The sequence below is a fragment of the Mycobacterium sp. genome (genome assembly GCF_049278535.1).
Classification (GTDB): domain Bacteria; phylum Actinomycetota; class Actinomycetes; order Mycobacteriales; family Mycobacteriaceae; genus Mycobacterium.
The window spans coordinates 1-8868 of the sequence record NZ_JBAPMI010000012.1 but is presented as its reverse complement, the minus strand read 5'-3'; the positions used below and the strand labels follow the sequence as shown (position 1 = coordinate 8868).

Annotated in this window: 8 protein-coding genes and 2 pseudogenes; 6 read left to right on the top strand and 4 right to left on the bottom strand. The window is 67.3% G+C overall.

Annotated elements, in window-relative coordinates; translation table 11 throughout:
• On the top strand, positions 1–1745 hold a 1745-nt coding region (locus tag WAO18_RS00760; protein WP_422203059.1), incomplete at its 5' end, for a 3'-5' exonuclease.
• Here the strand turns inward: WAO18_RS00760 and WAO18_RS00755 are convergent.
• Positions 1742–2137 (bottom strand): hypothetical protein, encoded by a 396-nt coding sequence (locus tag WAO18_RS00755; protein WP_422203057.1) that lies wholly within the window; start codon positions 2135–2137, stop codon positions 1742–1744. The genes WAO18_RS00760 and WAO18_RS00755 overlap by 4 nt on opposite strands.
• Positions 2138–2176: 39 nt before the next feature.
• Between WAO18_RS00755 and WAO18_RS00750 the strand changes: the two genes are divergently transcribed.
• Together WAO18_RS00750 and nudC are read left to right on the top strand one after the other, a co-directional pair.
• A complete protein-coding gene (locus tag WAO18_RS00750; RefSeq protein ID WP_422203055.1) occupies positions 2177–3241 on the top strand; it encodes a potassium channel family protein in 1065 nt (354 codons plus the stop codon).
• 5 nt (positions 3242–3246) lie between these two features.
• Positions 3247–4173 (top strand): NAD(+) diphosphatase, encoded by a 927-nt coding sequence (gene nudC / locus WAO18_RS00745; RefSeq protein ID WP_422203061.1) that lies wholly within the window; start codon positions 3247–3249, stop codon positions 4171–4173.
• 6 nt (positions 4174–4179) lie between these two features.
• Here the strand turns inward: nudC and WAO18_RS00740 are convergent, their stop codons facing one another.
• Positions 4180–4434 carry a mycoredoxin gene (locus tag WAO18_RS00740; protein ID WP_422203060.1) on the bottom strand — a complete coding sequence of 85 codons (255 nt, stop codon included), beginning with the start codon at positions 4432–4434 and terminating at the stop codon, positions 4180–4182.
• A 76-nt stretch (positions 4435–4510) separates the two neighbouring features.
• On the opposite strand from WAO18_RS00740, the gene WAO18_RS00735 reads away from it, so the two are divergent.
• The 3 genes from WAO18_RS00735 to WAO18_RS00725 all read left to right on the top strand — a co-directional run bounded on the left by WAO18_RS00735 (position 4511) and on the right by WAO18_RS00725 (position 7281).
• Complete coding sequence (locus tag WAO18_RS00735) at positions 4511–6613, top strand: ATP-dependent DNA helicase UvrD2 (protein ID WP_422203053.1); 2103 nt, start codon at positions 4511–4513, stop codon at positions 6611–6613.
• 118 nt (positions 6614–6731) lie between these two features.
• Positions 6732–6875 (top strand): hypothetical protein, encoded by a 144-nt coding sequence (locus WAO18_RS00730; protein WP_422203051.1) that lies wholly within the window; start codon positions 6732–6734, stop codon positions 6873–6875.
• A gap of 136 nt (positions 6876–7011) precedes the next feature.
• Positions 7012–7281 carry a WhiB family transcriptional regulator gene (locus tag WAO18_RS00725; protein WP_422203049.1) on the top strand — a complete coding sequence of 90 codons (270 nt, stop codon included), beginning with the start codon at positions 7012–7014 and terminating at the stop codon, positions 7279–7281.
• Positions 7282–7310: 29 nt separating this feature from the next.
• Here the strand turns inward: WAO18_RS00725 and WAO18_RS00720 are convergent.
• A pseudogene (locus tag WAO18_RS00720) lies at positions 7311–8655 on the bottom strand (ABC1 kinase family protein).
• A 42-nt stretch (positions 8656–8697) separates the two neighbouring features.
• A pseudogene (locus tag WAO18_RS00715) lies at positions 8698–8868 on the bottom strand (cyclodehydratase); the annotation flags it as partial.

Here is an 8868-nt window from a genome sequence, read left to right as displayed (position 1 = left end):
CCCTCGACGGTGGACAGCCGTCGCGCGGGGCCGACGCGGCCGAGCAGATCGCCGAGGCAGCCGGCCCGCAGGCGGATACCGCGGGCCTGGCCGACGCACTCGCCGATCCTGGCCCGGCCGAGAGCTATTCGGCCGAGGGGTATCGCCGCATCGTCGCGTTGGCCGACGAGCTGAGTGTGCTGCGCAGTCACCTCGGCCATCCGCTGCCCGACCTGGTCGCCGAGGTCCGACGGCTGCTGGGCGTCGACTGCGAGGTGCGGGCCGCGCTGCCCGGCACCGGATGGACCGGTACCGAGCAGCTCGATGCCTTCGCCGACGTGGTCGCCGGTTACGCCGAGCGGGCCCGCGTCGCGACCGATTCGCTGGCCCCGGTCGTGGGGCTGCTGGCCTACCTGGATGCGGCGGCGGTCGTCGAAAACGGCTTGGCACCAGCCCAATCCGTCGTCGTCCACAACCGGGTGCAGGTGCTTACCGTGCACGCTGCAAAGGGTTTGGAGTGGCAGGTGGTCGCGGTGCCCCACCTGTCGGGCGGGCTGTTCCCGTCGACCACACAGGCCCGTACCTGGCTCACCGATGCCGCTGACCTTCCGCCGCTGCTGCGCGGCGACCGGTCTACCACCGGCCTGCACGGCGTACCGGTTCTGGACACCTCCGACGTGACGAATCGAAAGCAGTTGTCGGACAAGATCTCCGAACATCGTCGCCGGCTGGAGCAGCGTCGTCTGGACGAAGAGCGCAGGCTGCTGTACGTGGCCATCACCCGGTCGGAGGACACCTTGCTGTTGTCCGGCCACCACTGGGGGGCTACTGGCATCAAGCCGCGCGGCCCGTCGGATTTTCTGTGCGAGCTCAAGGACACCATCGACCAGTCGTCCGCGGCCGGCCAGCCCTGCGGCGAGGTTGAGCACTGGGCGTCCGCACCGGCTGACGGCGACCGAAACCCGTTGCGCGACAGCGTTCACGAAGCGGTCTGGCCCGTCGACCCGCTGGCCGACCGCCGCGCCGACGTGCAGCGCGGAGCCGAACTCGTCGTCGCTGCGATGTCGACGGACGCGACCGCGACGGCCGACGCCGATGCGGAAGACTGGACGGCCGATGTCGACGCGCTGCTCAACGAGCGTGCCCGTGCGACGAAACCGCCGACGCCAACGCTACCCAGCGGACTATCGGTCAGCAGCCTGGTGGAATTGGCCCGGGACCCCGAACACGCCGCGCAGCGGCTGATGCGTCGGCTACCGTCGCGACCTGATCCGCATGCGTTGCTGGGCAATGCGTTTCACGACTGGGTCGAGCGTTTCTACGGCGCCGAGCGGCTGTTCGACCTCGCGGACCTACCCGGTGCCGCCGACTCCGACATCGCGCAGCGCGACGCCGAAGAGCTGGCCGCGTTGCAGGATGCCTTCCTCGCCTCGCCGTGGGGCGCGCGTACGCCGGTGGCGGTCGAGGTGCCCTTCGAGATGGCCATCGGCGACACCGTGGTGCGAGGCCGCATCGACGCGGTGTTCCCCGAGCCCGACGGTGGCGCGACCGTGGTGGACTGGAAGACCGGTGAGCCGCCGCACGGCGCAGCGGCCGCGCGGCACGCCGCAATTCAGCTGGGGGTATACCGGCTCGCCTGGGCTGCGCTCAGCGGCTGTCAGGAGTCGTTGGTGCGCACAGCTTTTCACTATGTCCGGCCCGGGCTGACCGTGTTTCCGGACGCGCTGCCGCATGCCGACGAGTTGGCCGAGCTGCTGGCCCGCTAGGCGTTGCGGGCGACCTTGAGGGCCGTGATGACCATCGGAATCTGCAACGGCAACCGCGCCAGGGCAACGATGCGCATCGGCCACGGCTTGCCCCACCACAGCCGGCACATGTTCACATTGCCCGGGAAGACCGCGACGAACAGCGCGGCAGCCGCCAATGCGGCCAACCGTCGGGTGCGTAAGGGCAGCAGCAGGGCGCCGATGAGCACCTCGGCGACGCCGGACGCATACGTGTAGAACCGAGGGCTGCCGGGCAGTTCGACGGGGATGATGCCGTCAAACGGTTTGGGGGCCACGAAGTGGAGAGTGCCGACGCCCAGCAACAGCGCGGCGATTCGGTATGCGAGAGTCTGACTGGCGTCGCGCTGAGGTCCGTATGTGGTGGCGGTCATGGTTACATTGTGTCGTGCGCTGGGTCGAGCCGATGAACTGTGGTCAAAGTTAGCCGTCAGCGCGATCTCGACGAGACGCTGACCACTCAACCCGGCTACGCGCTGGTTGGCGTCGTCCGCGTCCCAATGGCACAAGTCAGTCCGGTCCGGGCTATCTGGCGACGAGTCGCGATCGCGCTGCTCGCCCTGGTGGCGGCGATCGTCACCGTCTACCTCGGCCGGGCCGGATATACCGATGTGCGGGGTGTGCCGCTGTCGTTCATCGACTGCGCGTACTTCGCGACGATCTCCCTGACCACGGTCGGCTACGGCGACCTCACCCCGTACTCCGAATTCGCCCGCCTGACGAACGTCGTGATCATCACGCCACTGCGGATCCTGTTCCTGGTGGTGTTGGTCGGCACAACCCTTCAGGTGCTCACCGAGCGGTCCCGGCAGGCCTGGAAGATTCAGCGTTGGAGGAGCAGAGTGCGCAACCACACCGTCGTCATCGGCTATGGCACCAAGGGCAAAACCGCGGTCGCCGCCATGTGCGGCGACGAGGCGGCCCCCAAGGACATCGTCGTGGTCGACACCGACCAGACCGCGCTGGACCACGCGGTGGCCGCCGACCTGGTCACCGTGCACGGTGACGCCACCCGATCCGACGTATTGCGGCTGGCCTCCGCCCAGCACGCGTCGGCGATCATCGTGGCCACCGGTCGCGACGACACCGCAACGCTGGTCACCCTCACCGCCCGGGAAGTGGCCCCGCAAGCCAAGATCGTGGCGTCGATTCGCGAGGCCGAAAACCAGCACCTGCTCAAGCAATCCGGGGCGGACTCGGTGGTCGTCTCCTCCGAAACCGCCGGCCGGCTGCTCGGCGTGGCCACCACAACACCCAGCGTCGTCGAGATGATCGACGACCTGTTGACACCGGCGCATGGATTCGCCATCGCCGAACGCGAGGTCGAGACGACGGAGCTGGGCGGCTCGCCGCGGCACCTGCCCGACCTCGTGCTGGGTGTGGTTCGCGACGGCCACCTGATTCGCGTCGACGCACCAGAGGCCGATGCCATCGAGGCCGGCGACCGGCTGCTCTACGTCCGCAACACCGGGAAGTAAGGCGCATCGTGGATTTCCAGTTGAAAGCCGTGCCGCTGCTATCGCGCATCGGTGCTGACCGGGCCGACCAAGTGCGCACCGACATCGATGCGGCGATTGCCGGTTGGGCGGACGCAGCGCTGCTGCGGCTGGACTCGCGCAATCAGGTGATGGTCGCCGACGGCCGAGTGTTGCTCGGTAAGGCGAAAACCCTTGCCGACAAACCCCCGTCGGACGCGGTCTTCCTGGGTCGCATCGAGGACGGCCGGCATGTGTGGGCGGTCCGCGGTCCGCTGGAATCGCCCGAGGATCCCGACGTCAATGCCGAGGTGGCCGATTTGCGCCGGGGCGGACAGCTTTTCGACGATGTGGGTGCGCAGTTGGTGTCGGCGGCAGCGGCACTACTGAATTGGCATGCCAGCTCCCGATTCAGTTCGGTGGACGGCTCGCCGACCAAACCGATCAGGGCGGGCTGGGCCCGGGTCAATCCGGTCACCGGTCACGAGGAATTCCCGCGGATCGATCCCGCGGTCATCTGTCTGGTGCACGACGGCGGCGACCGCGCGGTGCTGGCCCGTCAAACGGTCTGGCCGGACCGGATGTTCTCACTGCTGGCCGGTTTCGTCGAAGCAGGGGAGTCGTTCGAAACCTGTGTCGCGCGGGAGATCCGCGAGGAAATCGGGCTGACCGTCAGCGACATCCGCTATCTGGGCAGCCAACCGTGGCCGTTCCCGCGATCGCTGATGATCGGTTTCCACGCGGTCGCCGATCCGGGCGAGCCATTCGCCTTCAATGACGGGGAGATCGCCGAGGCGGAATGGTTTACCCGCGACGAGATTCGCGCCGCACTGGCCATCGGCGACTGGAGCACCGATTCGGAATCCAGGCTGCTGCTGCCCGGATCGGTGTCGATCGCACGGGTGATCGTCGAATCGTGGGCCGAAGCCGGCTGATCGGCCCTAGCCGGCGAGCTGGGCCAGCTTCGCCTTGATCTCCTTGGCGCCCGGGTTTGTCAGTGTTGACCCGTCGGCGAACTTCAGCGTCGGTACGACGTGGTTGCCGCCGTTGACCGAGCCGACGAAGTCCGCCGCGGCGGGATCCTGCTCGATGTCGACCTCGTCATACGCGATGCCGGCGGACTTCAGCACCGTCTTGAGCCGGTGGCAGTAACCGCACCACTGGGTGCTGTACATGGTGATGGGGGCGTTGCTCATAGTCGTACAAACATAGATGGCGTCGCTGGTATGCCGCGCCAGCCGTTTGTCGGCGATCACTGCCAAGATGGACGCCATGCCGGTAATCGCGGATTCTTTGGTTGCCGACCTCGATGACGAGCAGCGCGAGGCGGTGCTGGCTCCCCGTGGGCCGGTCTGTGTGCTCGCTGGGGCGGGCACCGGTAAGACCCGCACGATCACCCACCGCATCGCCCAGCTCGTCGCGACCGGACACGTAGCCGCGGGCCAGGTATTGGCGGTGACCTTCACCCAGCGCGCGGCCGGCGAAATGCGGGCGCGGTTGCGGGCTTTGGGGGCTAACGCGGAAACCGGAGTCGGCGCCGTGCAGGCGATGACGTTTCACGCCGCCGCGCACCGGCAGCTGCGGTATTTCTGGCCGCGGGTGATCGGCGACACGGGTTGGCAGCTGTTGGACACCAAATTCGCGGTCGTCGCGCGCGGGGCCACCGGCGCCGGCCTGAAGCTGAGCACCGACGACGTCCGCGACGTGGCCGGCGAGATCGAGTGGGCCAAAGCCTCGCTGATCTCACCCGAGCAGTATCCCGACGCGGTGGCGGCCGCGGCCCGCGACGTTCCGCTCGATGCCGCCAAGGTCGCTGCGGTGTACGCGGCGTACGAGTCGCTGAAGGCCCGCCGCGATGGAGTTGCCCTGCTCGACTTCGACGATCTGCTGCTGCACACCGCGGCCGCGATCGAGGACGACGCCGCGGTCGCCGAGGAGTTCCGGGACCGCTACCGCTGCTTCGTCGTCGACGAGTACCAGGACGTCACGCCACTGCAGCAGCGGGTGCTGTCGGCATGGCTGGGCGACCGAGACGACCTGACCGTCGTCGGCGATGCGAACCAGACCATCTACTCGTTCACCGGGGCCTCGCCGCGCTACCTGCTCGACTTCTCGCGGCGATTTCCGGACGCCACCGTGGTGCGCCTGGAACGGGACTACCGGTCGACGCCGCAGGTGGTGTCGCTGGCCAACCGGGTGATCGCCGCCGCGCGGGGACGGGTGGCCGGCAGCAAGTTGCATCTGGTCGGCCAGCGGGATCCCGGTCTGGAGCCGACGTTTCGCGAGTATTCGGACGAGGTGGCCGAGGCCGCCGCGGTGGCGAAATCGATCAAAAACCTGGTCGAGGCCGGCACACCGCCCTCGGAGATCGCGGTGCTGTATCGGATCAACGCGCAGTCCGAGGTCTACGAAGAGGCGTTGACCGAGGCCGCCATCGCCTACCAGGTGCGCGGCGGTGAAGGATTTTTCAGCCGCCAGGAGATTCGGCAGGCACTGCTGGCGTTGCAGCGGGCGGCCAACCAGGGCGCGGACGACGACGTCGCGCTGCCCGAGAAGGTGCGCGGGCTGCTCGAGCCGCTGGGTCTGACGGCCGAACCACCGACCGGAACCCGGGCCAGGGAGCGCTGGGAAGCGTTGGCAGCGCTGGCCGAACTCGTCGACGAAGAAGTGGCCCATCGGCCGGCGCTGGACCTGCCCGAGTTGATCGTCGAGTTGCGGACCCGCGCCGACTCACGTCACCCACCGGTGGTGCAGGGCGTCACCCTGGCCTCGTTGCACGCCGCCAAGGGACTCGAGTGGGACGCGGTCTTCCTGGTCGGATTGACCGATGGCACGCTACCGATCTCGCATGCGTTGGCCCACGGGCCCGACAGCGAGGCGGTCGAAGAGGAGCGCCGACTGCTCTATGTCGGAATCACCAGGGCCCGAATGCATTTGGCGCTCAGCTGGGCGCTGTCCCGGAACCCGGGCGGACGTCAGAGTCGTAAGTCGTCCCGTTTCCTCAACGGGCTGTCGCCGCAGACTCAAGGCGACCCCACGCCGAACCGGCCGCGGCGCAAGAGCGGACCGGCATCGCGCTGCCGGATTTGCAACAACCAGCTCACCACTCCTGCGGCGATCATGCTTCGCCGCTGCGAGACGTGCGCCGCCGACATCGACGACGAGCTACTGCTGCAGCTGAAGGACTGGCGGCTGCGTACCGCCAAGGAGATGAACGTCCCGGCCTATGTGGTGTTCACCGACAACACCTTGATCGCGATCGCCGAACTGCTGCCCACCGACGACGCCGCGCTGGTCGCCATCCCCGGCATCGGCGCTCGCAAGCTCGAGCAGTTCGGCCCGGACGTGCTGGAGCTGGTCCGCAGCCGGAGCTGAAGCTGCCGCTAAAACTGCAGGTCAGAAAATCGCTTGCCGTGCCAAGCTGGTACGATCTAGCCTCAAACCGCGATTACTACGCTCAGCGGCAGCTGCTAGACGAGAGGGGGGAGCCACGATGATCAACACGAACGCCTTCGGTGTACACCCGGCCGGCGCCGGCTCCCGCCATGCTGCCCATGCCGCCGTACAGGCGGCGTCGCACAAGCGCATTGCCGCCGCCGCGACCGAGCGTCCGTGGATTGGGGCCCTACCCAGGTAGTCAGCCCGCAATATCGCCAAATGGCCACGGACCCGAAGTCACCAGGATCCGTGGCCAAATTTTTTGGTTCGACAACCCGCCACTGGTCCGGATTCCCGCCACATCGCCGCCAGACCAGGAAGCAGGTGAACAGGACATGTCGACACCGACAGTCCCCGACGAGCAGCTGCCGGAGTTGCCCTGTCATGTCAGCGACCCCGACCTGTGGTTCGCTGACAACCCGTCGGAGCTGGAGCGCGCCAAGGCATTGTGCGCTGACTGCCCGATTCGACGCGTGTGCCTGGCCGAGGCGCTGGAACGCGGCGAGCCGTGGGGAGTGTGGGGCGGCGAGATCCTCGAGCGTGGTTGCGTCGTGAGTCGCAAACGGCCACGTGGACGCCCGCGAAAGGGCTCGATCGCTGCTTAGACGCCGAAAGACGTTGGAGCAGTGTGTTTTTAGACAGCTGCGGCGTCGGGCTCGGCGAACCCGGGCACCAGATCCTCTGACAGCCTCTGGGTCGGCACGTGCGCATCCAGCTGACACAGGATCGCCATCGACGAGGCGAGCACCCGCATGGGGATTGCCAGCTTGGGCGGCAAATTCATCTGCCGCGCCGTCTTGATCTGGGCTACACCCTGGTTCAGCTGGCGGTAAGTCATCCGCTGCAACCACTTTCGCGTGTAGTGGAAGACCTCGACCTCAACCGGTTCGACGTATTGGCGCAGCATCTCGTCGATGTCGCGCACCGACACCTGCTCGCCCTCCTGGATGAAACCGGCCCTCTCCATCGTCGGCAGCACCAGGTCGTAGTTCTTGTCGCGGGCGTAACGGATCGTCGCACCGAGCTCAACCGGGAATCCACCGGGCAGCGGTGCCACAGCACCGAAGTCGATCACGCCCATCTTCCCGTCAGGCATCAGCATGAAGTTGCCCGGGTGAGCGTCACCGTGGATCATCTCGATCCGGCGGGGCGAGTCGAAGATGAACGCGGCCAGCCGAGTTCCCAGCAGGTCACGCTGTTCGACGGTGCCGTTGCGGATGATGTCCGACATCGGAATACCGTCGATCCACTCTTGGATAACGACTTTGGGAGCGCTGGCCACCACACGTGGGACCACGTAGTCAGGGTCGCCGTCGTAGGCCTTGGCGAACGCGCGTTGATGTTCGGCTTCCAGCCGGTAGTCGAGCTCCATTTCGGTGCGTTCGATCAGCTCGTCGACGACACCTTCGACATCCACGCCCGGTGCGAGCTGTTTGACGACGCCGATCATGCGGCGCAGCGTCTTCAGGTCGGCACGCAGCGCCTCGTCGGCGCCGGGGTACTGGATCTTGACGGCGACCTCGCGGCCGTCGGCCCACACGCCCTTGTGCACCTGGCCGATGCTGGCCGAAGCCACCGCGGTGTCGTTGAACTCGGTGAATCGTTGACGCCATTTGGTGCCCAGCTGGGCGTCGAGCACCCGGTGCACCTTGTCGGCGGGCAGCGGCGGCGCGTCCTTTTGCAGCTTGGTCAGCGCTTCGCGGTAGGGCTCGCCGAACTCCTCGGGGATCGCGGCTTCCATCACCGAGAGCGCCTGACCGACCTTCATCGCGCCGCCCTTGAGCTCGCCCAGCACGGTGAAGAGCTGCTTGGCCGCCTTCTCCATCAGCTCGGCATTGATGTCGTCCTGCGACTTGCCGGCCAACCGCTTGCCGAACCCGAGTGCCGTGCGACCCGCTATGCCGCCCGCGAGTCCGGCCAGCTTCGCGTTGCGCGCGGCGCCCCCACGTTTGATGTCTGCCACGTCAACCATCATCCACGACGAGCCTGTGCTTTCTCCATCAATCAGACAACGGGCGCAGTCAGCAGGAACACAGTGGATGTTTCCACCACTGCCGCACCACAATCGACCCGGCGTGCACGTCGAACTCCAGCGTGGCGTTCAGCGAGGTGGGCGGCTCGGAGTCGGACCCGCGGATCGCCCCGATCACGCGATTGACCTGGCTGAGTGCCAGCGCCGCGGTGGCCAGCAG